Here is a 26,621-nt window from a genome sequence, read left to right as displayed (position 1 = left end):
GGGTCTGGCCGGAAACTGGCAGGGGATGGCCCGAAACAGCCCTAACGAGCCCGTCATCGCAAGCGGCAAGTTTCTAGACTTTAGGTAACGGGCAATCGCCCAGTCCCACGACAGGTTCAGCATCATGATGATCGAAAATCGAAACGCGTCCTTTCTATTCGGAGGCAACGCGCCCTACGTTGAGGAGCAGTACGAAGCGTACCTGGCCGATCGGTCCGCGGTGTCTGATCAGTGGCGCGGCTACTTTGACGCACTTCAGACCGTGCCGGCGGTCGATGGATCGAGCGATGGGGATGTGGTGCATAGTCGCATCGTCTCCCGTTTTGTCGAACTGGCGAAAAAGCCGCGGTCGGGCGAACGGCCCGCGAACGAGCGTCCGGGGTACATCCGCAAGCAGCTTGCCGTCCAGGCATTGATCCTGGCTTACCGTATGGTGGGAACACGCCACGCGCATCTTGATCCGCTGCGGTGGATGGAGCCAGTCGCTGTGCCGGACCTGATTCCGAGCTACTACGGTCTCTCGCAGGCGGACATGAAGACGAAGTTCGATGCATCGGATACGAATTTCTCTGACGAAGACATGACGCTGGAGGGCATGGTAGGTGCGTTGGCCGAAACGTACTGCGGCACCCTTGGCGCAGAATTCATGTACCTGACGGACCCTGCCCAGCGGAACTGGTGGCAGATGCAGCTCGAATCCACGCGGGCGAGGGCCAGCCTGACCACCCACGACAAGCGCCATATTCTCGAAAAGCTGTCGGCGGCGGAAGGGCTTGAAAAGTACCTGCATGCCCGTTACGTGGGACAGAAGCGCTTCTCTCTCGAAGGCGGCGAATCGTTGATCGTGTTGCTGGACGAACTGGTTTCCTATGGCGCGTCGCGCGGCATCCAGCATTCCATCCTGGGCATGGCACACCGGGGTCGCCTCAACGTGCTGGTGAACATTGCGGGAAAGCCCGCAGCGGCGCTCTTCGATGAGTTCGACGGCAAGACGTCGCGGGATCTCCTCGCGGGTGATGTCAAGTATCACAAGGGTTTCACTGGCAAGATCGCTACCGAAGCGGGACCGGTCGAGGTTTCGGTCGCCTTTAACCCGTCGCATCTCGAGATCGTCAACCCAGTGGTGCAGGGCATGGCCCGGGCGCACGCCGAAGCGCTGGGGCTCGGCACGGGTGCCGTGCTGCCCGTCGAGATCCATGGTGACGCATCGATCTCGGGTCAGGGCATCGTCATGGAAACCATGAACCTGTCGAGTACCCGTGGGTACGGGACTGGGGGCACGATCCACGTTGTGGTGAACAATCAGGTGGGCTTTACCACGTCGCGCCCGCAAGACGCCCGTTCGTCGTTCTACTGCACGGACATTGCCAAAATGATCGAGGCGCCGGTGCTGCACGTGAATGGCGACGATCCCGAAGCGGTGGTCGCCGCCACACGGATGGCGATCGATTTTCGGGCAACGTTTAACCGGAGCGTCGTCATCGAGCTGGTCTGCTTCCGGCGCCACGGCCATCAGGAGCAGGATACGCCGAGCATCACCCAGCCCCTGATGTATCGCTCGATTTCGGGGCATCCCGGTGTGCGATCCATCTATGCAGCAAAGCTTGTGAAGGAGCAGGTTGTCACGGCGGAAGAGGCCGACGACTATGTCTTTGCCTATCGCGAACGTCTGGAAGCGGCGCAAGGTGCAGGGGCGCATGAACTTGAGGTTGAGGCGCGTGGCGGCGGCGTGCCGCTGTCCGAGCAGGAATCCTCGCCGGTCCCCAATACGGCGGTTCCGATTGCGCGGCTCAAGGCCCTTGCGGAAGGGATCACACGTGTACCGGATCAGTATTCGCTGCACCCGCTCGTTGAAAAGGTCATCAGCGCCCGCCGCGAGATGGCAACGGGCAAGCGGCCCCTGGATTGGGGCATGGCCGAACATCTGGCGTACGGGTCGCTGCTTGCGGACGGCATCGACGTACGGCTGAGTGGGCAGGATAGTGAGCGGGGCACTTTCAGCCATCGTCACGCAGTTCTTCATGACCAGAAGCGCGTCGCGCGTAACGAGGGCTTCCATACCCCGCTCGAACACGTCGCCGACGGCCAGGGTACGTTCGCCATCGCGAACTCGACCTTATCCGAGGCCGGTGTGCTGGGTTTCGAATATGGCTACTCGCTGGTCAAGAACGCTTCCCTGGTGTTGTGGGAAGCGCAGTTCGGTGATTTCGCGAATGGCGCGCAGGTTGTGATCGACAACTTCCTGGCCGCGGGCGAGGCAAAGTGGGGGCAGCACAGCGGTATCACCTTGTTGCTGCCGCACGGCCAGGAAGGGCAAGGGCCCGAGCACGCGTCCGCTCGACTTGAGCGCTATCTTCAGCTCTGTGCACAGGGAAACATGCGGGTATCCCAGCCCACCACCCCGGCTCAGATCTATCACCTGCTGCGCGAACAGGCATTGGGGCGAGATCGCGTGCCGCTGATCGTCATGACACCGAAGTCGTTGCTGCGGCATCCCGAGGCGGTCAGCAGCCTCGACGCCTTGGCCGAAGGGCAATTCGAACCCGTATTGGCCGAAGCGCGTACCGAGGTGGAAGCCGAGAAGATCGAATCGCTGATCCTGTGCTCCGGCAAGGTCTATTTCGAATTGCTCGCTCGCAGGCGCAAGGCCGGCAAGGAAAATACCGCGCTGCTACGCGTGGAGCAGTTGTACCCGTTCCCGGGTCTGGAGGTCATGAACGAGCTCGCGCGCTATCCCAACCTGAAGCATGTGGTGTGGTGCCAGGAGGAATCGAAGAACCAGGGTGCCTGGACCTTTGTGATGGAGCGGATGCTGGAGATCCTCAAGGTGCCGACCATGCTGCGCTACATCGGACCCGAGGCAACCGCGTCAACTGCGCCGGGCTATGCGTGGATGCACGCGGAGCGGGTGGAGGGATTCCTGCAGGCCGCGATCGGCGACGCGCGCGAATAGTGCCGGTGCACCCGCATCTACGTAGTGGAAGTCGGCGCCTGAGGCGCCGATTTTCATATCTCCACGCCCCCATCCACAGGATAAAGATCATGCCACGAAACGCTTCGGCAATCACTTCGCTGCCGACAGGATGGGAAGCTGAAGACTATCCGCAGGAAGACCTGAAACTGATCTCACGCACGCTGGACGTGGTGGGTGACGCCTGGTCGCTACTCATCATCCGGGAAGCGCTGGCAGGGACGAGCCGATTTGGCCAGTTCCAGCGAAGCCTTGGCCTCGCGCCGAACATCCTTGCCGCACGGTTGCGCGCACTGGTCGAGCACGGGGTCCTGGAGACGCACGCAAGCGCCCAGCGCGCCGACTGGAGCGATTACGTTCTGACAGAGAAAGGGGCGGGGTTGCATATTGTGCTGGCCGCTCTACGGAAATGGGGGGGAGATCACTGCACGGCGCCCGCCTTGGGTGCGGCCGCGGTGCCAGAACAATAACTGATGCTGCAGGGCCTGAATGCATTGCGGCACCTTCCGACGGAAGGTGCCGCAGAGATGAGCGTGCGCCTGACGCCCGAGTTTAGTTGGCGGCGATGGCCTTGGCGTAGGTAGACTCCCAACCGCCACCGAGAACCTTGCAAAGCACAACAAGATTCGTCGCCGCGGCGGCACGACTCTGCTCCAGATTACGCTGGGCCTGCAGGAGCTGCCGCTGGACATTCAGTACATCGAGATAGTCGACCGCGCCGGCCTTGTAACGCTGCTGTGCGATGGAAAGCGCGCGTTGGTTTTCACTGACAACCGTTGTCAGCTTGTCGCGGCGGCGCTGTTCCGCGTCGTATGCCACCAGCGCATCGTCCACCTCCTTCCATGCCCTGAGCACGGTGTGCCGATACTCGATGGCCGCCTCCTGTTGCTGTGCCTCACGCAAATGCAGGGTTCCCTTGAGACGACCGCCCTCGAAGATCGGGATTGAAATCGATGGGCCGATGACGAATTGGCGCGAGGCCCAGTCGGCAAGGCTTGAAAGCTGCAAGCTCTGGAACCCGGCACTCCCATTCAGCATGATGCGCGGATAGAAATCGGCTTTTGCCATGCCGATCGATGCCGTCGCGGCGTGAAGGCGAGCCTCCGCACGCCTGATATCGGGCCTTCGCTGCACAATTTCGGAGGGCAATCCGACAGGTACGCGCGCGGGAAGCGCTGGCATGGCGTGCGCATCGCCCAGTTGCTGCCGCAGCGCGCCCGGTTCCTCGGCCAGCAACAGGCCGATGGCATTGATAGTGGCGTCGTGCCGGGCCTCCAGCGTCGGAATCAGGCTTTCGATCGTTGCCACCTGGGCGGCGGCGTTGGCGACGTCGAGGTCTGTCGTGACACCTTCGCGCGACCGAACCTGGGTGAGTTTTTCCGTATCGCGGGCGATTTCCAGGTTCTGCTCTGCAATCTCCAGCAGCGACTGGATGTCGCGCAGCTCGATATAGTCCCGCGCAAGTTCGGCACGTACCGAAAGCAGCACGGCGTTGCGATCCTCGAACGAGGCCTCCGCGAGCGCTCCTGCGGCTTCGACGCTGCGTCGCACGCGGCCCCAGAGATCGATCTCCCAGGATGCGTCGACGCCGAACTGATAGACGTCAAAGGGCGGCGACCCACTGGAGCCGGGCATGGGGGCGACGCCGGTCGGCGAGCTGCCTGACGCCGATTGCGTCTGACTTGCGTTGGGCGCGACGCCCAGTAGCGAGAGAATCCCGGTTGGGCTCCCGCGCTCGCGGTAGTAGGAAGCGGCGCCGTCGAGCTTCGGAAGCTGCGCTGCACCGACCACCTGCTGTGTCGCCCGGCTTTGGCCCAGCCGGGCCGAAGCTGCCGCAACGTCCAGGTTGTCCTGTGCCAGCCGATTCTCAAGCGCGTTCAGCAATGGATCGTTCAGCAGCGTCCACCAGTCGGGATTGAATTCGGTATCGACAGCACGACTCTCGGACTGCGCGGACTGGAGTCGCTGGAAGACATCAGGCGAGGAAGATTCCGGACGTTTGAAGTCTGGCCCGACAGCGCAACCCGTGAGAGCCAGCGAGGCAAGCAGCGAGATTGCCGTCGTGCGGAAGGCGAAGTCTCCGGTGTTCATCGCTGGCTACCCCCGTGGGTCGGTGCATCGCCGCGCTGGCCGACATCAACCTCCGCAATCACGGAGAGGCCCACGCCAAGTTCTGCCGCGGCCTTCTGCCCGCGATCGATTGTGATCTTCACCGGCACACGCTGCACGATCTTCGTAAAGTTTCCCGTCGCGTTGTCCGGAGCGATGGCTGCGAAGCTGACGCCTGTAGCAGGCGCGAGGCTATCGATATGGCCCTGGATATCAACGCCCGGCATGCTGTCGACCCGGATGCGGGCACTTTGACCCGCCCGCATGTGCGTAATCTGGTTCTCCTGGAAGTTCGCCACGACGTAGGCATCGGACACAGGCACGATTGCCAGAACCGGCGCACCGGTCGTGACGTACGCCCCGACCCGTGCAGACCGCCGGCCGATCTTGCCATCGACAGGTGCGTGGATCTCCGTATAGGAGAGATTCAGCCTGGCCTGCTCCAGCGCGGCCTCGGCGCGCGCCTGTGCGCCCAACGCTTTATCCCGCTGCGTACGCAGCACGTCGAGATTCTGCTCGGCGGCACTCAATGCCGCCCGGTCATGGGCTTGCTGTGCGAGCTGCTCGGCCAGCGCGCTGGTAGCGCGCTGCTGCTCCTGGGCCGTTCCCGCGCCGGCCTCCGAGAGATTCTGGTAACGCGAGGCATTGGCACGTGCGTACGAGATGGACGCCTCGTCGGACTGGAGCTTGGCCTTGGCCTGCAGGACCAGCGACGGATGCCTGGCGATCTCCGCATCGAAGTTGGCCACGAGCGCCTTGGCCGCCACGACTTCAGCCTGGGCGCTTTGCCACGCGGCGCGGAAATCGCGGTCGTCGATGCGAACCAGCAGTTGGCCCGCCTTGACCCATTGATTGTCATTGACAAGCACTTCCGCGATTTGCCCTGAGACGCGCGGGGCAACCAGCGTGAAATCCGCCGAGACATAGGCATCGTTGGTGGATTCGCTGCTTGAGTGGACCATCAGGCCTGTGCTGGCCCAGACCACGACGCCAGCGGCAACGATGATTGCGGCAAGGCGGATGTTCTTGATGGGGGGACGTTTTGCAGAAGACATGATCGACCTTTACTCAGTTTGTAGACGGAGGCGTGGTGCTCCACGGCGGATAGATGCGCACAGGGAGGAGCGGAACGAGGATGAGCAGCGCAATGGCAACGCAAGCCATCAGGCGATACAGGTCAGCCGATGTCAGGACGAGCGCCTGCTCGTGAATGCGATGCGCTAGCTGGCCGAGGTTCTGTGCCGTGTCGAGGCCGCGCCCGGCCATGCCGGCGTTGCCAAGTTGATCGACGAGCACGTTCGAGTGGAAGCGTTCGCGTCCCGTGCCAATTCCCTCGATCAATGCCGTCGCCACGGCGGCCGAGAAGGTCTTGAGGGAGTTGAACATCGCCGACGCGAACGGCCCCTCGGTGGGCGGCAAGCCCGTCGTGACACCCATCAGGATGGCGAGAATCAGCATCGGCTGAGCGATGATCTGAAGCGATTGCAACCAGTAGAAGTTGTCGCGAATCCATTCGGACGTTACATAGCTGCCCATCAGGCAGGTGGCCACCATCAGGGACAATCCCACCGCCATCACCCATCGGGAGTCAACGCGGCGGAGGTTCAGGATGGCAGCAGTCAAAGGCAGCGTCATCAACAGCGGCAGGGCAACCAGCAGCGACAGCGGCGCGGTTTGCAGTGGCCGGTATGCGTGCAGCCTGGCCAGATGCTGACCGGGAATGGCCGCGACGCCGACCAGCAGGATCACCGCACCCGCAAGCGTCATGAGGCCATGCGTGAAGTTCCTGCGCGCGAGCAATTGCAGCTTGAAGAAGGGGAGCGGGTGAAACCACTCGTTGAAGAGAAACACCACGAGCAACAAACCTCCGCCACCGAACATCACGCGGATCAGATGCGAGTTCAGCCAGTCGAGGCGGTCACCTTGCATCAGGCCAATGACCAGCATGGCCACGGCGGGGAACCCGGTGAGGAAGCCCGTCCAGTTAAAAGCGCCGAGCCGTTCGAGCTTCGGGGGGTCGTCAGGGAGGCCCCAGCGCACCGCGAGGCAGCTAACGATGCCCAGCGGAACGATCTGCCAGAACACCATCCGCCAGCCAACATACTCGGTCCACAGTGCGGCGAGCGGCGTGCCGAGCGCGGGGCCGAGGGTGGCCGTCATGGCGTAGCCTGCGAGCCCATAGAGCTTGACCTTGGGGGGCAGATAGCGGAGCGCCACAATGATGAGCATGGGGGGCAGGCATCCACCGGCGACACCCTGGAGAACGCGCAGCGCATACAAGGCGTTCAGACTTGGTGCGAACGGGCAGAGCACGCCGAGGCACATCGTGGCTAGCACCGCGCCAATCGTGAATCGCTTGAGCGTGAAGGTGATGCCGAACCATGGTGCGAAGATCATTGTCGCAACGTTGGCCGCCTCGAAGAGCGTGGTGATCCAGGTTCCATCGTCTCGCCCGATCGAGAACACGCCCTGGACATCCGCAAGAGTCAGGGCGGTTACCTGCTCGTTCAATATCGCCAGCAACGAAGCGAGGAGGACCCCGACAAGTCCGGTGGCGAGGCGGAGCGAAAGGGTGGCCTGTGCCAAGGGCTGCGCCGGAGCTGGAGCAGCCGGCGCTGGAAGAGCGGGCTGACTAGACATCTAACCGCTCGGGGAAAGGTTTGACTTCAAGCATTGCAGGGAACACGACCGACTCCTTGGACAGGTGGGCTGCAGGCGTGTGACGCGGTGGTGACGTCCTGATGGAGGCGCTCTCCATTGCCGTACAGCACGAGCTTTGGTTCGTTTAATGTACGAGATTGAAAGTATTTCTTGCGGCCCGTACGGGTCGGAATCCGGCCAAGTTATGCGTGATTTTTGCCAAGCGATGTCGGCGATGCGTTCTGACCGCCGCCGGGTGGAATACTCTTGTTCCGCGCGATAAATAATGGGGATTGGCGGGCTGCCTGCGGACCATGGTGGCGCGGTGTGGGCCGAAGGCGGGCGTGCGCCGCATGGCCAGAAATGACTTGTCTTTGGCCCGCAATGCGAACGGCCAGACGAGCGCGAGGATTGGATCGTTGCCACAATGCTGCGTACCAACCCTCACAATTCTCCAGAGGCACACCGACCCGGTGTGAGTTGGGTTGCCTGGTGCGGACCCCCCGCCCACGCAACCATCCCTGAACTGGTGCCGAACATAAGCTGTTCCCGAGTTGGAAGGGGAGATCGTCTTCAACATCCCTGGCCGCTGCGTTGCCAGCGCCAACTTTTCAGGCTAGACGGCTGTGACCAAAAATATGGAAGTGACTTTCGCTGCCGCCGTGACCCCGGCGCCAACTGCGGAACGGATGTCGGGTGCCGACATCATCCTTCGTGTACTCAGCGAACAGGGGGTTGATACCGTGTTCGGGTATAGCGGCGGGGCGATCCTGCCGACGTACGACGCGGTCTTTCGCTTCAACGCCCTGCATAAGGCGACCCCCGAGAAGCAGATCAATCTGGTGGTGCCGGCAAATGAGCAGGCCGCGGGTTTCATGGCGGCGGGCTACGCGCGTGCCAGCGGCAGGGTGGGAGTCTTCATGGTAACGTCCGGGCCCGGCGCGACGAACGCGGTAACGCCGATTGCCGACTGCAATGGCGACTCGGTTCCGGTGGTGCTGATATGCGGGCAGGTACCGCGTGCCGCCATCGGCAGCGACGCATTCCAGGAGGCGCCCGTCTTCAACATCATGTCGGCGTGCGCGAAGCAGGTGTTTTTGGTGACGGATCCGGAGAAGCTGGAGCACACGCTCCGGACAGCATTCGAAGTCGCGCGCACGGGACGCCCCGGGCCTGTTGTCGTCGATGTGCCGAAGGATGTGCAGAACTGGATGGGCCCGTTTCACGGACACGGCACGCTGCACTTTCGCGGCTACTCGGAACGTCTCAAACGGGTGGCCCATGGCGACAGGCTCGAAGGGCAGAAGCGTTCCAGATTCTTCGACCTGCTGCGGCACAGCCGTCGTCCGCTGCTCTATGTGGGTGGAGGGGTGATCGCCGCAGACGCAACGGAAGCGCTGCGCCAATTCTGTGAGCGCTTTGAGATCCCGGTTGTCTCGACGCTGATGGGGCTCGGCGTCATGCCGGCAAAACATCGCTTGTATCTCGGCATGCTGGGTATGCACGGTGCGGCGAGCGCGAACTATGCCGTGGAGGATTGCGACTTCCTGATTGCCATTGGCGCGCGTTTCGATGATCGTGTGGCAGGTGGCCGGCCGGATGCCTTCGCCCCCAACGCACGGCACGTGGCGCATATCGATATCGACGCTGCGGAGATCAACAAGGTGAAGCGCTCGCACTGGAGCCACGTTGGAGATGCAAAGCGCGCGCTGATGTCATTGATCGACCATGGTCCGGTGCAACCGGCACATCAACCCTGGTTGCAGCACGTGGCCGAGCTGAAGCAAAGCTATCGCATGAACTACGACCGGGAAAGTGCCAGGATTCAGCCGCATTTCGTGGTGGAAGTGCTCGGCGACATCACGGGCGGGCGGGCGATCATCAGCACCGGAGTCGGTCAGCATCAGATGTGGGCGGCGCAATACTTCCCGTTTGGCGAGGCGCGCAGCTTTCTCACCTCGGGCAGCATGGGGACGATGGGCTTCGGTCTGCCTGCAGCGATTGGCGCGCAGTTCGCGAGGCCCGATGCACTCGTCATCGATATCGACGGCGACGGCAGCATCCGGATGAACCTTGGGGAGCTGGAGACGGCAACGACTTATGGGGTTCCTGTGAAGGTGCTGCTCCTGAACAATCGTGGCGATGGCATGATCCGTCAGTGGCAGCGACTCTTCTATGATGGGCGGCTGTGTGTCAGTGACAAGGCACTGCATAGAAAGGACTTCGTCATGGCCGCGCTGGCCGATGGTTTCGAGTTTGCGCGTCGTGTAGAGGTCGTTGAAATGCTGGAGGCGGCCCTTAGGGCGTTCGTCGACTTTGAGGGCCCGGCTTTTCTTGAAGTGATGGTGGATCAGGATGCCGACGTTTTCCCGATGGTCGGGCCCGGTCAGAGCTACGGCAACATGATCACCGGTCCTTTCATTCCGGCAAGGACCGCGGCGCAGGCGCCAAATGGCGGCGCAGCACGACAGCCGGCGGCTGACATGTTCTAGGTCGTGGCATCAAACACCGCGCCTGCTGTGCGGACTCGCAAGCGCGGTGTTGCGAAGTCGAGGAACACCCTCAGCTTCAAAGGAAGTGGCGCCTTTTCCTTATGCACCAGGCTGACGGGCAGTGGTGCCGATTCGAATCCTTCAAGTACAACGGAAAGGCTGCCACTGCGTAGCGCATCGATGACCTGGTAGGACAGCACTCTGATGAGTCCCACACCTAACGTCGCGGCCGCAATCGCCGCTTCCGCAGTGTTGATCGAAAGCCTCGACCGCACGGGAATCGAAATTTCTGTCTTTCCGGAGCGGAATGCCCAGGCCGGCATGGATGCCAGCACGTCGAACGTGATGCATTGGTGGCTGGCAAGATCCTGGGGGGTGCCCGGCACGCCGTGCGCCTGGAGATAGGAGGGGCTCCCACATACGACGCGGCGCACGCTGCCAAGCCGCGTTGCGATCAGTGTACTGTCCGGCAACTCACCGATACGAATGGCCACGTCGGCATGTTCGTCCATGAGATGGACTACCCGATCGGTCAACACCAGGTTGATGTTGATCTCCGGATACTCCACAAGGAATTCCGCAACGACCGGGACCACGTGAAGCCGGCCGAAGTTCACCGGGGCGGTAATGACCAGATCGCCACGGGGCGAGACATGTTCGCCAATGGCGGTGCGCTGGGCTTCGCCCACCTGCTCGAGGATGCGTCGACAAGCGTCGACATAGGAGACGCCGGCCTCGGTCAAGGAAAGGGTACGCGTCGTGCGGTGCAACAATCGGGTCTTGAGATAAGACTCGAGGTCCGCAACCTTGCGGCTGACGGTAGGCAGGGGAACGCCAAGATGGCGCGCTGCGGAAGAAAAGCTGCCGGCGTCGACAACGGCTACCAGGAGCGACATCGACTCGAACAGGTTCATTCTGATTCTCTCGCCGAATGGAAGAAAGTTCTCCGATTGTCTGGAAAGTTACTCTTTTGTGCAAGGGTGAGCGATCCTGTTGTTTGCTGCCCTAAAGAAAAAGAGACGCGGTACCACGACGGCAACCGCGCCAAGGGTGGCGAGGAACGAGAGCCTCGCCACGTGTCGATGCTGATAAGGCGAGGGGCCGTAACGTGCAGCCTGGGGGTCAGAAGCGGTGGCGAATGCCCATCACCGCGCCGAACTGATCCTTGCCGGGCTGGACGTTGAAGACGGCAGTCGATCCGCTGCCACTATTGAATCCATTGACGCCCAGTTGAGAGTTCTCCTTGTTGAGCGCGTAGGACAGTGAGGCATACAGGTCAGTCCGCTTCGAGAGGGCATAGTCGCCGGTCACGACAAACTGCCATGGGTCGGAACCCGTCTTGCGGAAGTCCTGGTAATACGCAGTCCCGAGCAGGGAGAACGCGGGGGTTAGTTTGTAGATGACACCAAGCCAGTAGAGATTGGAGCCAGCATCGGCCGCTTGCGCGCCGGGCAGTTTCGCGCCGTCATAGGCTTTGGCCAGGCGATAGCCGGCATAAACCTTGGCCGAGCCGATTGCATAGCTGCCGCCAAAGGAAACGCGGCGGATAACGGGTGCCTGATTCGCCGGCGTCCCAAGATGGATATCGTCATAAGCGATACCCACGGCATACGGGCCGGCTGCGTAATTGACGAAGCCACCGAATTCGCGACCAAACACATTGCTGCCCGCCACCTCTGCGCCGTTGGACTGGAACGAATAGAAGGCTTGTGCGCTCAGCCCACCGTACGTGGCAAGGTACTTGACGGTATTGTCAGCGCGTGCGCCGAACTCGGGCGCGATCGAAAGCACGCCGTATTTATCCGCAATGACGGTGGGATCGTAGGCGATGCCAAATTCGCGCATGGCGGTCTGCTGTCGTCCCAGGCGGAGCATCCCGTACTGGCTCTGTAGTCCCACGTAGGCATCACGGCCAAATAGCCGACCGCTCTGTCCAGAGTTGCCGGTGTCGATATCGAAGCCACTTTCCAGTTGGAAGACGGCTTTCATGCCACTTCCCAAGTCTTCCACGCCGCGCAGGCCCCAGCGCGAGCCAGACTGGTTTCCCGACGATACACGCACGAGACTATTGCCGTTGCGCCCCGCGCTGGTCACGTACTCGACCCCGGCGTCGGCAATACCATACAGCGTTACCCCGGACTGGGCATACACGGCATTGGCCGCCACGGACGCGGCGAACACCGCAAAAACTTTCTTCATCAAGAACTCCTCCCGCCTTTAATGGAACATCACGGATACAGACGACAGCGGCAGACCAGCGTCTGCACAGTGACCCCAACGAACTGCAGGCGCACGCGTCCGACGTCATGAAACGCGCGTTGGCGCTACATGTCAGTGCGCACGATGTTAGTGAATTCGGTGTCGGCACGGCGGCGCGGATGGGTCGATTTTAGGCCAAACTTTTCAACTCACAGGCCTATCGATGCTGCCCGCATTCTGGTGCGTGCTGTGCAGGAAAGATCATATTGTAGTTCGTTAGCGAACTTGGCACTGCGATGCGTGAAGGTGGCGCCATTGCCGTACAAACTGGCCAGAATTCTCTATGGATAGCGCATCGGAAATGCGCTTGCTTTCATAGAATTCTCTTGGGGCCAGGTGGCAATCGCCGGCGGATACCTCTCACTTTCAGGCGGCCGCGCCGCCGCGTAGGACCATGTTGAACAATAGACCTGATGACGCTGCGGACTGGGGAGACTGGGACAATTTCTGCCGGGTTGTGGAAGCGGGGAGCTTTACTGCTGCAAGCGATGTGACGGGTATCCCGAAGTCTTCGATCAGCCTGTCCCTTTCTCGTCTTGAGGCCAGGCTGGGTAACCGACTGCTCGACCGGACCACGCGGAGAATCCGCGTTACGGATCTTGGGCAAACGCTGTACGCACGGATGCAGCCCTTGCTCAACGAACTGCGCGAAGCCGATAACGATGCGCGCTCGACCAGGCAGCAGGTGTCCGGCACATTGCGGCTGGCCGCGCCGTATGAGACCGGATGGCTACATCTGGCGCCGGCGCTGGTGAAACTACTCAAGGCGCATCCTGACCTCAAGGTCGAGATCGACGACACGCGAAAGATTCCTGACTTGCTGGAGCAGCGCTACGACATCGCCTTTGTCAAGACCGACGCTCGGTTGCCCGATAGTTCGTTGGTCAGCAAACGACTCCTGGCAATGGAGCGCGCACTGTTTGCCGCGCCTGAACTGATCGCGACGCGGGGCCTGCCGCGCCAACTGCAGGATATTGAATCCTGGCCGACGATCGTCGACGCCGACGACGACTATTGGGATCTCTTCGAAGATGGTCACGAGATCGGACGGATAGCGCTGTCTCCCAGCATTCGGACACCAAACGTAGAGATCCGGGTGCGGGCCGCGACGGATGGCCTTGGCGTTGTGAGGTTGCTACCGGGATATATCGACGATCAGATCAAGAGTGGGCAACTTGTCCGTCTTTTTCCACAGCATCTGTCGTCGCCCCTGAAGGTGTACGCACTAACGCCTGCGCGACGGCTTGTACCGGCCAAGGTGCGCGCGCTGCTGGAAGCGTTCGAGGTGCTCCTGCCGGCCGTATAGGCAGTGCGGAACCCAATGCCGCTAAGGCAATGGTGCTTCGGGCGCTTTGTCCATCGAACTGAACGGTGTGTCGATTCGCGCGCGTTGTTGTGCGACGCATGCGGCCCTAGAGTGTTCCTGCGGCCAACTGGCTGCGCAGTTTCTTCCCACTCTCTGGAGATTCACCATGCAAAAGCTTCTTCTTCTCGGTCTCGTCGTCTCCGGCCTTTGCGGTCTTGCATCGGGCGCGAATGCGTCGTCCCTCGATTCTGACCGGGCTCGCCTCGACGGTAGTGTCGGGCATGTCTTGTCGCGGGCTATCGTTGTCGACACGCCAAGCCGCACCGCCACCGAGCCCCGTGATCCCTATATGGAGGGAGCCTGAGCGGACGTGTGCCCGACATCCATTAAGCGACCTCTGTTCCCGATAAGTCCCAGCCTGCGGCATCTACTGCCGGGCTAAGGCGGGACATAGACGCTGTAAGACGGACGAGTGCCGTCTTACAGAAGCACGGTTATCGCAATTCGATGTCACCACCGAGCGAGCGGCCGCCAAGGGGTCCGACGACTGAGTCCGGCCATCAGCAGTGCCGAGAAAGCGCCGTACGTGATACTTCCCGCTCGCCTGCCGAAGCGGATTGAGGCTTGGTGCGGCAGCGCACTGTGTGCGAGCCAGGGGCTGTGGATGCGCGGCGGGCGCCATGATAGCGTGGCGCTCACGGCCACGCGGGCGGGATGCCGCCAGCGCCGATGGGGAATCCGATGATGACGGCAGATCTTGTGGATGAGGCTGAGACACGGGAGCCGGTGCTCGATACCGTCGACCGGGTCTCCGAGATGTGTTTCGGGCTGTTCATGGCGTTGACCTTCGTGGGAGCCGTCTCGACAACCGCCGCCGGGCCGGACGCCGGTCGGACGATGTTGCACGCAGCCCTCGGATGCAATCTGGCGTGGGGACTGGTCGATGCGGTCATGTTTCTTGTGCGCACAGTCGCAAATCGGGGAAGGCGACTCAGCCTTGCCCTCGCAGTGAAGCATGCCTCCAGTCCCGCCAAAGGCGTGGCAGTCATCCGTGACACGTTGCCACGGGTCATGAGGACGCTCGTTGCGGAGCCGGAGCTGGAGGCGATTCGCTCGCGTATCGCGATCGCAAGCATTCCGGCGAGGCCGCGGCTGGATTTCCGTGATGTTATGGGCTCCGTCGGCATCTTCGTTATCGTCGTGCTGTCGACATTCCCTGTGGCTTTGCCTTTCGTCCTGATCAAGGACGTTCCCACGGCCTTGTTGATTTCGCGTTTTCTCACGCTCGCCATGCTATTTGGCGGCGGCGTCGCGCTGGGCCACCACCTGCGCTACGGCGCGTGGAAATTCGGTGTGGGCATGATGGTGCTTGGAGTCGTCATGACGATGGCGATCGTCGCACTAGGCGGATAAGCATGCGGGCATCGATCGGGTTGGCGGGCGCAATCATCGCTGCCTCGGCAGCGCAGGCACAGCCGGCGCTCCCGCCACAAGACCTGCCACCACCCGCAAGCGCGGAATGGGCGCTCTCCGCCTTCGGCTACTGGAATGTTCCACGCGGGGGAGATAATTATGCCAGCGGCATCTTTACCGCGGATCGGAGCCAGCTTCACCTGGAGGCAAGAACCGGGTACGAGGCACGTCATGCGCATTCGGCATTTGTCGGCTGGACATTCTCGGTCGGAGAAGCCATCAAGCTTGATGCCACGCCGATCATTGGTGTGGTCGTCGGCGATGTGAGTGGCGGCATTGCTGGGCTCGAAGCAAGGGTGACCGCCGGACGCTTCGACGGCTATGTGGAGTTCGAGTATGTCAACGATTGGCGGGGCAGGGAATCAAGCTACGCGTACGCCTGGAGCGAACTGGCATATCGTCCGTTTGAATGGCTGCGGCTGGGCTTGGTGGCGCAGCGTACGCGGGCCTATGGTGGCGACCGCGATCTTCAGCGCGGTGGATTCTTCCAGCTGTCGTTCGGAAAGCTCACTGCCGGCGCCTATTTGTTCAACCCGGGCTCGCGGGATCAGGTGGCGATCATGTCGGTCGGCATCGGATTCTGAGCGGGCCGAATGCACGTCCGACCTGATGCCGGTTATGCCATACCCGAAGCTTGATTCGGTCTGACATCCAGGAGATCCATGGCGCATGAATATCCTAATTTCCTCCTCTCTTAACCTAAGCGACATCGAAATCGGTCACCGCTACCGACTGCTAATCGATGCGGTTCAGGACTATGCGATTTTCATGCTTGACGCGTCGGGAATCGTGACGAGTTGGAATCCGGGTGCGCAGCGCGCTAAGGGGTACGATCCGGAGGAGATCGTGGGCCGGCATTTCTCCGTCTTCTATACCGACGAGGACATCGCCGGAGGCAAGCCGGAGCGAATGCTGGCCGTTGCTGCGCTGCAGGGGCGCGTGGAGGACGAAGGTTGGCGTGTGCGCAAGGACAAGAGCCAGTTCTGGGCAAACGTTGTGATCACCGCGGTCCACGACGACGAAGGGACCTTGATCGGGTTCGCGAAGATCACACGTGACCTCACCCAGCGCCATCGGCTGGACGAACTCGAACGCGCGGCGGCGGCCTCGGCATTAGTACAGCAAGCGCGGGAGAACGAGCAGAAGCGAGTCGCGCGAGAACTCCACGACGATCTGGGCCAGCAGATCATGGCGCTGAAAATGTCGCTCGCGCTTCACGAAATGGAACTGACTCAGTATGTTCCGGAGTCTATCCGAGGGCGCCTGGGATCCATTGGCGACCTAATCGGGCAGATCGACGCAATGGCCACATCGGTTCGACGCATTTCAACCGATCTGCGCCCCCTGATGTTGGATGACCTGGGGCTGGCCGACGCGCTCCAGTGGCTGACAGACAGCTTTGAACAGCGCTCCGGTGTACCCGTCCGATGCGATGTTCACGCCGAGGCATTGGGGCGGCTGAACGATTTAGCCGCCATATCCCTGTATCGCATTACGCAAGAAGCGCTGACAAATGTGGCGCGGCACGCGCGAGCGCATAACGTCTCCGTGACGCTGACGGTGGACAATCGTTATTGTGACTTGCGCATTTGCGACGACGGTATTGGATTCCCGCGAAACTCGGCGCCGCGACCCGATGCCTTCGGCCTGCTGGGCATGCGTGAACGGGTCCTGCAATTAGGCGGCCTGCTGACTGTTGAAAGCGCACCCGGTAGCGGCGTTGCCGTCATGGTAAAGGTACCGATGTCAAGAATCGTCGTGCAAACATGAGACCTCCTCAGAGGACTTCCACCTCCCATCAGCTTCGGGGCGAGACAGTCACTGGGCTTCGCGCCGATGGCCTATCGGCACCTTCGGTTAGTTCAGCAGTTCCGCCGGGGGGAATTTCCATTTCCCCGAAAGAATCTCGGCGCGAGGCCGATACAGCCGAACCGTGTAGTTCCAGCCTTTCATGACCGGGAGGCAGTTGGGTACCTGGCCGTCGCAGCCGCCAAACTGAACCGTCACCGAGCCGTCGCTTGCTCTTTTCGACGTGAGATTGTTCAGCGAATAGACCCTCTGCTCGTTCTGCTGAAAATAGCCATCGGCGTTATACACGCTGATGGACCAGAAGCCATCCACCGGCACGTCTTTTACGCGAAGCTTGTAGATCGCGACACCGTCGTTTCTGGGAGGCGTGAAGTTCAGATAGATCGCGTCCTTTCTCGGATTGCCACCCCACGTCGTGGCGGCTGCGATGAGCCGCTGGACCGGGTCGACCTCCCCTTTGAGCCCGAACGCACGGCTGGTATCCGTCATCGTGGTGCCAAGGACGATCAAGGCATCGCGTACCTTCTTCTGGCTGACGGGATCCCATTTTGGCACTTCGAAGGTCCCGGGCGACTTCTGTTCGGCTTTCAACGCATCCTGCAGCGCATGGACCTTTTTCAAGTCCGAGGGGTCGGCTGGGTTCACCAGCGTTCTCACCCCGACCAGGACATAGCGTGTGCCGATCTGCTTTCGCGTCAACGTGTGCTTGCCGGGGGTATAGATCGCTGGCAGCGAGTATTCATCCTGGCTGATCGTTTGCAGGCTCATGAATCGCCGCCCAGCGTCGGGCAGCGTGATCGTGACAGGCCCCGCATCCAGGTCGAAGACCGCTGCGGAATAGAGCGTGTCGCGGTTCTGCCGTATGACGGTCTGGGCATCGATGGGCGAAAGCTCGCGGTGATGCTCGAACTTGCCAAAGCCTTTCTCCTTGATGGCCACGGCACTCATATACATATCGGACTCGGCGCGGATAAAGTTGTCCACGGTAACCGGGACAACATTTTCCGTTGGTGTGCTGGGCTGTGCGTAAACGAGCGGCAGGTTACTCAGTCCTGCCGCCAGCAGGCATTGCATGGCTAGGGCTCGCATTTTCATTCCTGTTAATTCCTCGGGCGGCGGCACGCGCCTATTGGCGGACGATATCCGGCAGCGACCAGGTCTTGTCGAAGAAAGTCTTCTCCGGCCCATACGCGCGGAACATGACTTCAAACTGGCGTCCAGCCACAGTCGGAATCCAGTTGGACTCGCCAGATGCCGGAGCGCGGGGCCCGAAGTACAAATCGACGCTGCCGTCGCTGTTGGCTTTAAGCCCCGCAGATTGGGATGAGCGGCTTTGACGGGAGACATTGCGGATCAGCGTGTGGCTCTGTCGATCGTAGAGGACAATCGACCAATACTGGCGCACGGGCGGCTTTGCGGGAATCGTCAAACGGTAGTTTCCTCCGCCGTCGAATGACTGTCCGTCCTTGTCCTTGATCGTGATCAGATAGAACTGCCCAGCGCCCAAATGCTTGATGGTGCTATAGGCATAGGTATCGGCCAGCCCCCGGGCATCTACGGAATAGGAAGTTGGCGTTTCGTATTTCGTCGCGACGGTTTCTTTAAGTTCCGGCATGAACGGGGTGACCCATCGGGTGCCGTCATAGAAAACGGGAAAGCCCTTTTCGTAACGGGCATCCATCCACACATGCGCACTGCTTACGGCGGCTTTCAGCGTTTCCTCGCTGCCGGCATCCGGCTTGAATGGCTTTCCCTTCTCAATCCCGATGGTCTTCAGCATATCGATCATTGCCTTGTCCCGCGGTAACCACGGCTCGCGCTGGACGATGCGGTCGAGCGATTCGAAGAAGCGCATGTCATAGGGAATGGTCGCGTCATAGACAACATCCACGGCGTCGACGAACTTCGTCTCCGGCGGTTTGCCGGCTTGAGACAACGGATAGAGCCGGATGCGCTTGGCGTAAGCGACAGCGCTCGCGAGATCCGCCGCAGTACCGCTCTTCAGTACCGAGCGGAGCAGCGCGTAGCCCTGATAGTTCAGGGACGGCAGCGCGATATAGCCCCGGGGGATGGGCTTCGTGTAGCCCGGCGGAAGGATCAGATACTTGCCGCCTTTCCCTTTGTCCAGCCCGGCCGGGCCGACGTCTTCGAGGGGCGCCTGCCAACAGTCCATGATCGTACCGGTAATGGAACCTTCAGCGCCTGCGGGCGGAACCTCCAGCACCATCGGGCCCGTATCCTTCGTGTCGAAGAACGGCATTGCATAGATGACATCGGGATTGGGCGTCAGCGTCTGGTTCTTCCAGTCGAACAGGCGAGACCAGTAGACGATCTGGTTCGGTCCTCCCTTGGCGTCGCGGACCATCGCTTGGTACATCCGGTCGAAATTGACTGCCGGCATTCCCCAGTTGACCGCTTCAATCGCCCGCCGCTCGAGCGCCTTGCGTTCCACGTCGGCAGCCTGGTTTTGCTGAGCCATCCCAGGCGACGCCAAAAGCAGGAGCACCAATCCGCAGGCAGGTGCGCGCCACGCGATGTGCATACGAAATACGTTGAGCCTCATAACACGTCCCTATGTGACCATGCGTTCGCTTCGAGTCTCCCCCAAGCTAACGGTCTTCAGAAGTGAAAAAGTTTTGATCGCGACATAAAGAAAATCGACGCAAGGTGCTGTATGCCACCCGAACGGGTCTTCCGTATTGCGGGGCATCAAGGTTGGTAGCTGGCGGTTGTGTTTGCGATGCGTAAGTCCGCATCCCTCCCGTAGCTGGGTGTATCGCGCCCGCACACCCCACTTCGACACGCGTGCGATGGCGCCACCCGCGTGATACCTTGCTCGCCGCCTTCACACTCTATTTGCCGACTATGGTCGCCATCCTGCTGCTGGTTGCCGCATTTCTCTTCATGGCCATGCTGTTGCCGGTCAAGGTCACCATCGCCGTGGTGGTGATTACCGTGGTGATCGGCTTCGTGGTCAAGGTTGTCGCCAGGATGGTGACGGGTGAAGACCCGACCGTGACCGAGGCCCTCAAGGCCGTATTCGTGGCACTGCTGTTCAACGCCATCGCGGCGGCGGCCATGGCCAAGCTGACGGGCGGATCGCTGTCCGGCCCCGCCACGCTCGTGACCTGGGTGGTGACGTTCGTCGCCTTTTCGTTCGGTTTCGTCGTGATGCTGAAGGCCACGCTCAAGCAGAGCGCCGTGATCTCGCTGGTGTCCTCACCAATCGCCGCGCTGATTCTGTTCGCGGCCGTCAAGGTCTGACCGCGGCGCAGCCACTGCGCCGCGCTCCCCGGCCGCTCAGGCCGTCACCCGCACCTTGCCGTCTTCCGACCATAGCAGCTGCACGCGCTGGCCGGGGTAGAAGCTGCCTTCGGATGCCGGCTGGGTGATCGCCTGCAGCCGGCCGTCGGGCAGCCGGACGGTGATTTCATAGCCGGGATGGCGCTCCACGCGCGACTCGATCTCGTGCCCTGCCAGTCCGCCGGCAAGGCCGCCGGCCACACCCGCGAGCAGCGAACCATGGCCGTGTCCGATTGCGCTGCCGGCCACGGCGCCCAGCAGGCCGCCGCCCAGTTCGCCCACCAGGCTCGATCCCTGGCTGCTGTCGTCGATCTGGACCACACGCACGCGCTCGACCGTGGCCATCGTCACGGTCTGGGGCAGGGAGGTCTGTCCGGCACTGTAGACGCTGCCCGGCGGCGCGAACTCGGCGCAGCCAGAGGCCAGCAGCGTGCTGGCCAGCAGCATGGCGGCCAGCGGGCGGTGCAGCAATGAAGGGCGACGTGTGGCAAGCATGGGCGGCTCCTTTCCGGATCAATGACTGGAGCCACACTACGGCTGTGCGGCGCAGGAGACTTTTCCGAAAGCCGGGGCTTTGCGTGTTCGCAGGATGCTATGGCGCCAGGTGGGCGACAAACAGTTCGGCCAGCATGCGCGCGGACGTCCCCAGCGGCATCGCGCGCAGGCGGATGAGGCCGACCGGCATCGGGGGCGGCAACGGCGACAGCGCCGCGAACGCCTGCAGCCCGTTGCCGTACATCGGATCGGCCAGCAGCTGCGTGGGGCAGTAGCCAATGGCGTCGGTGCGGCGCATCAGTTCCGTCATCAGCGTGGGCGACGTGCACGCCGTGATCTGGCGCGGGACGGGCAGGTCGCTCGTCCGCAGCCATTCCAGCAACGTCTCGCTCTGGCTGCCCGGGGACAGATTCAGGGTCCACCGGGCGCTCTCCAGCGCCTGCCAGTCCGTCGCACCGGCCAGCGGATGGCCGGTTCTGCCGGCCGGTACGGCACTGACCTCGAACAGCGGCTCGAAGGCCAGTTCGGGCGGCAGGTCGTCCGGATCGGCGATGGCGATCGCGAAGTCCAGCCGGCCTTCGATCAACCGTGGGATCAGATCGGCAAGGAATCCTTCGCTCAACGACAGCCGCGCGTCGGGCTGCCGGGCGGTGAAGGCTTCCCAGACGCGGGGCAGCACATCCAGCGCCAGAAGCGGGGTGACCGCAGCGGCCACGTGCGCGCCGGCACCGCCCTGCAATGCCCGGATCTCGTCCCGGGCCCGCTCCAGCGACGCCAGCGCAAGGCGGGCGTTGGTGAGCAGCACGCGCCCCGCCGCCGTGAACTCCACGCCCTTGTGGCTGCGGACGAGCAGTTCCGTCCCGACATCTTCCTCCAGTTCGCGCAGCGCCTTGGTCAGGGCGCTCTGGCTGAGATGCAGGCTTCGGGCAGCGGCACGGATGGTGCCGTTTTCGGCAACCTGGACGAGGGCTCGGAGCTGGTGCTGGCGCATGAAAGGGCTCGAATGGGTTCCGGAGGGGGTGGTTTTAGTGAACACCAATAGTGTTCACCATGGAAAATATATCGCTAATTGGTTTTCTCCGGGAGCCATATGATGGAGCGGACCAGAGCTGATCCGAACACGCCATGACCGACGCGACCTGCAGTGCCCCTGATGTGGACAACATGACGGCCTGGCGGCGGCGCTTTCACAGTCACCCGGAACTCGGCTTCGAGGAATTCCGGACCAGCGCTTTCGTGGCCGGCAAGCTGGAGGAATGGGGCTACGAAGTCACCCCGGGCATCGCCGGCACCGGCCTCGTCGGGCGGCTTCGCTTCGGCAAGGGCGGCCGCCGGCTCGGCCTGCGCGCGGAGATGGACGCGCTGCCCATCCAGGAGGCCACGGGGCTGCCCTGGGGCAGCCAAATCCCCGGCAAGATGCATGGCTGCGGCCACGACGGCCACACGGCGATGCTGCTGGGCGCGGCCCAGCGCCTGGCGGTGATGCAGCAGCAGGGCGTGGACTGGGACGGCATCCTGCACCTGATTTTCCAGCCGGCCGAGGAGTTGGGCGGCGCCGGCGGGGCGCGGCGGATGATGGACGAGGCGCTGTTCGACCGCTTTCCGTGCGACGCCGTGTTCGCCATGCACAACTATCCGGGGCGCCCGGTGGGGCGCTTCTATGTCAGGGAGGGCGCGTTCATGGCGTCGTCCGACCGTGCCGTGATCACCTTCCACGGGGTCGGGGGGCATGGGGCCATGCCCCAGCTGGCCGTCGATCCGACGATTGCCGCGGCGTCGACCGTGATGGCGTTGCAGAGCATCGTCGCCCGCAATGTCGATCCGCAGGCTGCCGCCGTCATCACCGTAGGGCGCCTTGAGGCGGGGACCACCTACAACATCATCCCCGAGTCGGCCGAACTGGAACTGAGCATCCGCGCGCTGCAGCCCGAGGTGCGGGCGCTGCTGGAGCAGCGCATCCACGAAGTGGTCGAGGGCCAGGCGCGTGCGTTCGGCCTGAGGCATGCCATTACCTATGAGCGCGGCTATCCGGTACTGGTCAACACCGCGCCGGAGACAGCGCTCGCCGTGCGGGTCGCCCGCAAGCTCTACGGGACCGATTGCGTCGATGACGATGCGACGCCGCTGTGCGCGAGCGAGGACTTCGCCTACATGCTGGCCGAGCGGCCCGGCTGCTACCTGATGATCGGCAATGGCGACAACGGCCACGCGGGCGGCGAGCCGAGCGGCCCCTGCAGCGTGCACAACCCCTCGTACGATTTCAACGACCGCTGCCTGGATACGGGCGCGGCATTCTGGGTGGCGCTCGCCACCGAATTCTTCCACCCCACTGCCTGACTGCCATGAACAAGATTCGCAGAATGCTTGCCAGTTGCACGTTTGCCGCTGTCGCTACGGTTGGCTTGTTCGCCACGCCGGGTGCGGGCGCGGCGGACGCGTATCCCTCCAAGCCGGTCGTGCTGATGGTGCCGTACCCGGCCGGCGGGCTCTCCGATGCGATTGCCCGCAGCATGAACACTCGCCTGTCGAAGGCGCTGGGCCAGCCGGTGCTGGTGGAGAATCTCGGCGGCGTCAGTGGCGCCATGGCGGCGCAGAAGGTGCTGAACGCGCCGGCGGACGGCTACATGATCTTCCTGGGCTCGCCGAACGAGGTCATTCTGTCGCCGCTGTCCAATGCGGCGGTGAAGCTGCGCACCGAGGATTTCCGCCTGCTGACGCCGGTCACCGTCAACCGGCTCATGATGGTGGCGCGGCCCGACCTGCCGGTCCGCAACGTCGATGATCTCATTGCGCTGGCCAGGGCCAACCCGGCCAAGCCGCTGACGTACGGCAGCGTTGGCCCCGGGTCGATGTATCACCTGGTGACCGAGGACATGGCGACCCGGACCCATATCGGCGTGAGCCACATCCCGTACAAGGGCATGGCGCCGCTGATGCAGGACCTGGCCGGCAAGAACGTCGACTTCGCCATCCTGCCGTACGCGGCCAGCTTCCGTGGCCTGGCGGACCAGGGGCGGCTGAAGCTTGTCGGCTGGGCCGGCAACAGCCGCAGCAAGGTCGATCCCGCGATCCCCGCCTTCGGCGAAGGGACGCAACTCAAGGACTTCGACCAGGCGACCTGGGCCGGCATCATGGTCAAGCAGGGCACGCCAGAGGCCGTGGTCGCACGGCTGCACCAGGCGCTCGTCGAGACGTTGCAGGACGCGCAGGTCGTCAGCGGACTGGAGGCGACCGGTGCGGAAGTGGCCAAGCCAAGCTCGGTGGCAGACGCGCAGCGCTTCCTGCAGACAGAAACCGGCAAGTTCCGCGCGATGGCGAAGCGGATCAATCTCCAGCCGCAATAAGCCTGGCACCTGATGTAGAAAGGCCCGTGCCGCCATGCAACATCGCATGGCGGCACGGGCCTGTTGCGCCTGGCGCCGCAGCGCCTCAGGTCAGCCGCGCCGCGCCGTCAGCCACTTGTCCGACGCCAGCGGCTCCGTGCAGAGGCGCACTTCGCCGATCTGGCCAAGAAAGCCGTTGGACGGGACGTTGCCGTAGACCCCACCACCCACGAAGAAGCGGCTGGTGGCACTGACGGCGGCAATGCCGCGCGTGTTCGACGCGTTGCGCAGCACCGGGGCACCTTCCACGTACATCACCGTCTCGTTCTTCGACGGGTCGTTGACCACGGCGACGTGGACCCATTTCTCGGCGATGATCTCGCCAGACCAGTTCGCGGCCGGGTTCTTGGTGCCGGCCGTGCTCGGCGTAACTTCCCACTGCACTTCGCGCAGGCTGGAGATGGCGAAGATCAGCGGGCTTTCGTCGCCGTCGCCGCTGCCAAAGCCGGTCACCGCGCTGCGCTGGCCCTCGCGCTCCATGATGTTCATCCACGCATTGTTGCCGGCCGTCCACGACGCCGGCACCTTGATGAACGCCTCCACGGTGTAGCCGTTGTCGAACGTCATCGCATTGAGTGCCGCCGTGGTCTGCGTGGCGAAGTAGCTCATGCGCTGGGGATTATTCACCGAGTTGGCGAACTTCACGCTGCCCGGGGCGGCCGACAGGTAGTGGTGGTCGTTCGACCACGTCACGTCGCCCAGTTGGGCCGCGCCGCCGTTGGCCAGCGCCTCGCGCGAGAGCGGGTTGGCTCCGGTCAGATCGTCGATCACCTGGCCGACCGGCACCGCCGCGCCGTCGGCGCCGCCGAAGAAGCGCCAGTGCGCCACGGTGGAGGCCACCTGCGGGTAGTCGTTGGTGTCGGCGGCGGCCTTCTTGTCGGTCACGCTCGGCTCGGTGTAGTTGGCCAGGATCGCGGCCTTGGCGCGGTCGTTGATCGGATCGTTGCCGGCCGTCGGCGTGGCGAAGTCGGGGTTGAAGCGCGCAAAGCGCTTGCGGAAATCGAAGTCGATCTCGAACTGCTGGTTCTTGTCGGTCAGCACCGCCACGTCGAACTCGTTCAGCGTCTCGGTGGGTTTCTGCGGCACCCACGGCGAGAACGAGATGACCTTGATCTTGTTGTTGGTCAGGTCGAACTCATACAGGCGCATCAGGCCGTTGCCGCCCATGTACGCCATCTGGTAGTCGACCACCATTTCCTCGACGGGGTTGCCGAAGTCGTTGGTCTTCGTGAGGTGCGCCGCGCCATGGTAATGGCCGTTCAGCGTCATGAAGATCTGGTCGTTGTCCTTGATCAGCGTCTCCCACAGCATCAGGCCGTATGGCACTTCCAGCGGGCTGACGCCGTCCGGGCCGATATTGAGCAGCTGGTGGGTCGAGAGGATGACCGGCACCTTCGGGTAGCGCTTGAGTACGTTGCGCGCCCAGGTGATGGCGGCGTCGGAGGCGCGCCACGACATCGACAGCACCATGAAGCGGTTGCCGTCCACCTCGAAGAAGTGGTACTCGTGGAAGCCCGACGGATCACGGCCGCCGAAGGTGGCCTGGCGCTGCGCGCGGGTGGTCGGGAACGTCTTCAGGTACGGCTCGTTGGCCAGGTTGCGCTGGGCGTCGGTGTTCGACGCCTGGCTGCCGGCGTTGACGTAGTCCACGTCCGAGATCACGTCGTGATTGCCGGCCAGGATCGAGTACGGCGCGCGGGCCGCCTCCATGACTTCCATGGCCTCGTCGGCGATCTGCCATTGCAGCGTCTTGCCCTGTTGATCCACCACATCGCCGAGGTGGATCGTGAACGGGATGCGCAGGCTGGCGGCGTTCTGCGTGATCCACTTGGTCTGTGCCAGGAACGGCGTGGACCCGTACTTGCGCTGGAACTGCAGGTTCTCGTCCGTGGTGGCGTAGCGCGAATAGAACTGCGTGTCGGGCAGCACGGCGAGCGCGAAGCTCGAGACCTTGCCCGACGGCGTGCCGCCACCCGGCGTGGTGCCGGGCGTCGTGGCCGGCGTGCCGGGCGCGGCATCGTCGCCGCCGCCGCACGCGGCCAGCAGGGCCGAGGTGCCGAGCGACATGCCAAGGCCGGCCCTGAGCAGCAGGCGGCGCTGGCGGTCTGGAATGCCCTCGAGCTTGACGGTATCGATTGCGGTTGGCTTGCCCGGTGTCTTGCTTTGCATTGCGACTTCCCTGTTGACCCACGAAAAGCCCATGATTCTGGGCAGCACTCGTGACAGGGTGTTGATCGAAATGTGACGTTTTGGAGGCGGGGGAGATCGGGCTATCAGTGCGTCGCCGCGTACCAGGGAGAATGCCAGCGCCCACACCGGCTACCGGCAAGGGCGTGAGCGCGCCGTCGGCGCCAATGTCCAACCAAGTCGATACATTGTTC

The 26,621-nt window shown here is 62.7% G+C and carries 21 protein-coding genes; 10 read left to right on the top strand and 11 right to left on the bottom strand.

Annotated elements, in window-relative coordinates:
* The first annotated feature begins 124 nt into the window (after window positions 1-124).
* Window positions 125-2,953: a 2-oxoglutarate dehydrogenase E1 component gene (locus AB4120_RS12400; protein WP_149138826.1), complete on the top strand. Its 2,829-nt coding sequence runs from the start codon at window positions 125-127 to the stop codon at window positions 2,951-2,953.
* A gap of 89 nt (window positions 2,954-3,042) precedes the next feature.
* A complete protein-coding gene (locus AB4120_RS12395) occupies window positions 3,043-3,441 on the top strand; it encodes a winged helix-turn-helix transcriptional regulator (RefSeq protein ID WP_441642305.1) in 399 nt (132 codons plus the stop codon).
* Window positions 3,442-3,523: 82 nt separating this feature from the next.
* On the opposite strand, the gene AB4120_RS12390 is transcribed toward AB4120_RS12395, so the two are convergent.
* Genes AB4120_RS12390 through AB4120_RS12380 form a run of 3 tightly spaced genes read right to left on the bottom strand, consistent with a single transcriptional unit; the run spans window position 3,524 to window position 7,720 of the window.
* Window positions 3,524-5,062 (bottom strand): efflux transporter outer membrane subunit, encoded by a 1,539-nt coding sequence (locus AB4120_RS12390; protein ID WP_441642304.1) that lies wholly within the window; start codon window positions 5,060-5,062, stop codon window positions 3,524-3,526.
* Window positions 5,059-6,135: an HlyD family secretion protein gene (locus tag AB4120_RS12385; RefSeq protein WP_441642303.1), complete on the bottom strand. Its 1,077-nt coding sequence runs from the start codon at window positions 6,133-6,135 to the stop codon at window positions 5,059-5,061. The genes AB4120_RS12390 and AB4120_RS12385 overlap by 4 nt, the downstream gene beginning before the upstream one ends.
* Before the next feature lie 13 nt (window positions 6,136-6,148).
* Entirely contained in the window at window positions 6,149-7,720 is a 1,572-nt protein-coding gene (locus AB4120_RS12380) for an MFS transporter (protein ID WP_441642302.1), read from the bottom strand.
* 689 nt (window positions 7,721-8,409) lie between these two features.
* On the opposite strand from AB4120_RS12380, the gene ilvB reads away from it, so the two are divergent.
* Entirely contained in the window at window positions 8,410-10,212 is a 1,803-nt protein-coding gene (gene ilvB / locus AB4120_RS12375) for a biosynthetic-type acetolactate synthase large subunit (RefSeq protein ID WP_441642311.1), read from the top strand.
* Here ilvB and AB4120_RS12370 read toward each other — a convergent pair.
* Together AB4120_RS12370 and AB4120_RS12365 are read right to left on the bottom strand one after the other, a co-directional pair.
* Complete coding sequence (locus tag AB4120_RS12370) at window positions 10,209-11,126, bottom strand: LysR family transcriptional regulator (protein WP_441642301.1); 918 nt, start codon at window positions 11,124-11,126, stop codon at window positions 10,209-10,211. The genes ilvB and AB4120_RS12370 overlap by 4 nt on opposite strands.
* 208 nt (window positions 11,127-11,334) lie before the next feature.
* Window positions 11,335-12,411, bottom strand: coding sequence for a porin (locus AB4120_RS12365; protein WP_149138828.1), 1,077 nt, complete (start codon window positions 12,409-12,411; stop codon window positions 11,335-11,337).
* A 454-nt stretch (window positions 12,412-12,865) separates the two neighbouring features.
* Between AB4120_RS12365 and AB4120_RS12360 the strand changes: the two genes are divergently transcribed.
* Complete coding sequence (locus AB4120_RS12360) at window positions 12,866-13,777, top strand: LysR family transcriptional regulator (protein WP_149138829.1); 912 nt, start codon at window positions 12,866-12,868, stop codon at window positions 13,775-13,777.
* 106 nt (window positions 13,778-13,883) lie between these two features.
* Here AB4120_RS12360 and AB4120_RS12355 read toward each other — a convergent pair whose 3' ends face one another.
* Window positions 13,884-14,060: a hypothetical protein gene (locus AB4120_RS12355; protein ID WP_187645220.1), complete on the bottom strand. Its 177-nt coding sequence runs from the start codon at window positions 14,058-14,060 to the stop codon at window positions 13,884-13,886.
* Between the two features lie 461 nt (window positions 14,061-14,521).
* Between AB4120_RS12355 and AB4120_RS12350 the strand changes: the two genes are divergently transcribed.
* The 3 genes from AB4120_RS12350 to AB4120_RS12340 all read left to right on the top strand — a co-directional run bounded on the left by AB4120_RS12350 (window position 14,522) and on the right by AB4120_RS12340 (window position 17,020).
* Window positions 14,522-15,190, top strand: coding sequence for a hypothetical protein (locus tag AB4120_RS12350; RefSeq protein ID WP_392388562.1), 669 nt, complete (start codon window positions 14,522-14,524; stop codon window positions 15,188-15,190).
* A 2-nt stretch (window positions 15,191-15,192) separates the two neighbouring features.
* On the top strand, window positions 15,193-15,834 hold the full coding sequence (locus AB4120_RS12345; RefSeq protein WP_149138831.1) for a hypothetical protein: 642 nt from the start codon (window positions 15,193-15,195) through the stop codon (window positions 15,832-15,834).
* Window positions 15,835-15,919: 85 nt separating this feature from the next.
* Window positions 15,920-17,020: a PAS domain-containing sensor histidine kinase gene (locus tag AB4120_RS12340; protein ID WP_441642300.1), complete on the top strand. Its 1,101-nt coding sequence runs from the start codon at window positions 15,920-15,922 to the stop codon at window positions 17,018-17,020.
* 87 nt (window positions 17,021-17,107) lie between these two features.
* Here the strand turns inward: AB4120_RS12340 and AB4120_RS12335 are convergent, their stop codons facing one another.
* Together AB4120_RS12335 and AB4120_RS12330 are read right to left on the bottom strand one after the other, a co-directional pair.
* Complete coding sequence (locus AB4120_RS12335) at window positions 17,108-18,133, bottom strand: DUF1254 domain-containing protein (RefSeq protein ID WP_262389749.1); 1,026 nt, start codon at window positions 18,131-18,133, stop codon at window positions 17,108-17,110.
* Between the two features lie 52 nt (window positions 18,134-18,185).
* Window positions 18,186-19,622 carry a DUF1254 domain-containing protein gene (locus tag AB4120_RS12330; protein ID WP_149138834.1) on the bottom strand — a complete coding sequence of 479 codons (1,437 nt, stop codon included), beginning with the start codon at window positions 19,620-19,622 and terminating at the stop codon, window positions 18,186-18,188.
* Window positions 19,623-19,915: 293 nt separating this feature from the next.
* On the opposite strand from AB4120_RS12330, the gene AB4120_RS12325 reads away from it, so the two are divergent.
* Window positions 19,916-20,323, top strand: coding sequence for a hypothetical protein (locus tag AB4120_RS12325; RefSeq protein WP_441642299.1), 408 nt, complete (start codon window positions 19,916-19,918; stop codon window positions 20,321-20,323).
* 36 nt (window positions 20,324-20,359) lie between these two features.
* Here the strand turns inward: AB4120_RS12325 and AB4120_RS12320 are convergent, their stop codons facing one another.
* The gene (locus tag AB4120_RS12320; protein WP_149138836.1) at window positions 20,360-20,857 is read right to left on the bottom strand and encodes a glycine zipper 2TM domain-containing protein; all 498 of its coding nucleotides are present in this window, start codon (window positions 20,855-20,857) and stop codon (window positions 20,360-20,362) included.
* A 97-nt stretch (window positions 20,858-20,954) separates the two neighbouring features.
* Window positions 20,955-21,848 (bottom strand): LysR family transcriptional regulator, encoded by an 894-nt coding sequence (locus AB4120_RS12315; protein WP_149138837.1) that lies wholly within the window; start codon window positions 21,846-21,848, stop codon window positions 20,955-20,957.
* A gap of 134 nt (window positions 21,849-21,982) precedes the next feature.
* On the opposite strand from AB4120_RS12315, the gene AB4120_RS12310 reads away from it, so the two are divergent.
* Both AB4120_RS12310 and AB4120_RS12305 read left to right on the top strand, forming a co-directional pair.
* On the top strand, window positions 21,983-23,194 hold the full coding sequence (locus AB4120_RS12310; RefSeq protein ID WP_441642298.1) for a M20 aminoacylase family protein: 1,212 nt from the start codon (window positions 21,983-21,985) through the stop codon (window positions 23,192-23,194).
* 23 nt (window positions 23,195-23,217) lie between these two features.
* Window positions 23,218-24,201, top strand: coding sequence for a Bug family tripartite tricarboxylate transporter substrate binding protein (locus tag AB4120_RS12305; RefSeq protein WP_149138838.1), 984 nt, complete (start codon window positions 23,218-23,220; stop codon window positions 24,199-24,201).
* A 90-nt stretch (window positions 24,202-24,291) separates the two neighbouring features.
* On the opposite strand, the gene AB4120_RS12300 is transcribed toward AB4120_RS12305, so the two are convergent.
* Window positions 24,292-26,409 carry a LamG-like jellyroll fold domain-containing protein gene (locus AB4120_RS12300; RefSeq protein WP_149138839.1) on the bottom strand — a complete coding sequence of 706 codons (2,118 nt, stop codon included), beginning with the start codon at window positions 26,407-26,409 and terminating at the stop codon, window positions 24,292-24,294.
* Between the last annotated feature and the right edge of the window lie 212 nt (window positions 26,410-26,621).

The organism is Cupriavidus sp. 2KB_3, from assembly GCF_052115685.1.
Classification (GTDB): domain Bacteria; phylum Pseudomonadota; class Gammaproteobacteria; order Burkholderiales; family Burkholderiaceae; genus Cupriavidus; species Cupriavidus campinensis.
This window is presented reverse-complemented; position numbering and strand designations above follow the sequence as displayed.

Excerpts from the sequence above, each read along its gene's own strand:
- AB4120_RS12330 (WP_149138834.1), bottom strand. The coding sequence starts at position 19,622 with ATGAGGCTCAACGTATTTCGTATGCACATCGCGTGGCGCGCACCTGCC.
- AB4120_RS12360 (WP_149138829.1), top strand. The coding sequence starts at position 12,866 with ATGTTGAACAATAGACCTGATGACGCTGCGGACTGGGGAGACTGGGAC.
- AB4120_RS12305 (WP_149138838.1), top strand. The coding sequence starts at position 23,218 with ATGCTTGCCAGTTGCACGTTTGCCGCTGTCGCTACGGTTGGCTTGTTC.
- AB4120_RS12380 (WP_441642302.1), bottom strand. The coding sequence starts at position 7,720 with ATGTCTAGTCAGCCCGCTCTTCCAGCGCCGGCTGCTCCAGCTCCGGCG.
- AB4120_RS12345 (WP_149138831.1), top strand. The coding sequence starts at position 15,193 with ATGCGGGCATCGATCGGGTTGGCGGGCGCAATCATCGCTGCCTCGGCA.
- AB4120_RS12385 (WP_441642303.1), bottom strand. The coding sequence starts at position 6,135 with ATGTCTTCTGCAAAACGTCCCCCCATCAAGAACATCCGCCTTGCCGCA.
- AB4120_RS12370 (WP_441642301.1), bottom strand. The coding sequence starts at position 11,126 with ATGAACCTGTTCGAGTCGATGTCGCTCCTGGTAGCCGTTGTCGACGCC.
- ilvB (WP_441642311.1), top strand. The coding sequence starts at position 8,410 with ATGTCGGGTGCCGACATCATCCTTCGTGTACTCAGCGAACAGGGGGTT.
- AB4120_RS12320 (WP_149138836.1), bottom strand. The coding sequence starts at position 20,857 with ATGCTTGCCACACGTCGCCCTTCATTGCTGCACCGCCCGCTGGCCGCC.
- AB4120_RS12340 (WP_441642300.1), top strand. The coding sequence starts at position 15,920 with ATGAATATCCTAATTTCCTCCTCTCTTAACCTAAGCGACATCGAAATC.
- AB4120_RS12300 (WP_149138839.1), bottom strand. The coding sequence starts at position 26,409 with ATGCAAAGCAAGACACCGGGCAAGCCAACCGCAATCGATACCGTCAAG.
- AB4120_RS12350 (WP_392388562.1), top strand. The coding sequence starts at position 14,522 with ATGACGGCAGATCTTGTGGATGAGGCTGAGACACGGGAGCCGGTGCTC.
- AB4120_RS12395 (WP_441642305.1), top strand. The coding sequence starts at position 3,043 with ATGCCACGAAACGCTTCGGCAATCACTTCGCTGCCGACAGGATGGGAA.
- AB4120_RS12400 (WP_149138826.1), top strand. The coding sequence starts at position 125 with ATGATGATCGAAAATCGAAACGCGTCCTTTCTATTCGGAGGCAACGCG.
- AB4120_RS12390 (WP_441642304.1), bottom strand. The coding sequence starts at position 5,062 with ATGAACACCGGAGACTTCGCCTTCCGCACGACGGCAATCTCGCTGCTT.
- AB4120_RS12365 (WP_149138828.1), bottom strand. The coding sequence starts at position 12,411 with ATGAAGAAAGTTTTTGCGGTGTTCGCCGCGTCCGTGGCGGCCAATGCC.
- AB4120_RS12355 (WP_187645220.1), bottom strand. The coding sequence starts at position 14,060 with ATGCCCGACACTACCGTCGAGGCGAGCCCGGTCAGAATCGAGGGACGA.
- AB4120_RS12335 (WP_262389749.1), bottom strand. The coding sequence starts at position 18,133 with ATGCAATGCCTGCTGGCGGCAGGACTGAGTAACCTGCCGCTCGTTTAC.
- AB4120_RS12315 (WP_149138837.1), bottom strand. The coding sequence starts at position 21,848 with ATGCGCCAGCACCAGCTCCGAGCCCTCGTCCAGGTTGCCGAAAACGGC.
- AB4120_RS12310 (WP_441642298.1), top strand. The coding sequence starts at position 21,983 with ATGACCGACGCGACCTGCAGTGCCCCTGATGTGGACAACATGACGGCC.